The 207-nt window shown below is 50.2% G+C and carries 1 protein-coding gene; it reads right to left on the bottom strand.

Features of this window, described 5'->3' with window-relative positions; genetic code table 11:
- The coding region (locus KB213_RS12750) for a dihydroxy-acid dehydratase domain-containing protein (protein WP_211683641.1) at nucleotides 1-207 on the bottom strand (207 nt) is incomplete at both ends.

Raw genomic sequence — 207 nt, 5'->3', positions numbered from 1 at the left:
CGCCAACAAACCAACAGCTGCATTCAAGAGCGCACGTTCATCGAAACATTCTGCCAGCGGGCGGGAATCGTTCCCGTTCATGCTGATCTCAGACAAACGATGGATACTCGCACTCGTCATCGCCTGACGCAGCTTTGTATGTGGGTTAATATAGGCTGAGTCCGGCATCATGAGACCCATAATCTCAACGATCATCTGGTTCGTATT

The sequence above is a fragment of the Neokomagataea anthophila genome, from assembly GCF_018122595.1.
Classification (GTDB): Bacteria; Pseudomonadota; Alphaproteobacteria; order Acetobacterales; family Acetobacteraceae; genus Gluconobacter; species Gluconobacter anthophilus.
This window is presented reverse-complemented; position numbering and strand designations above follow the sequence as displayed.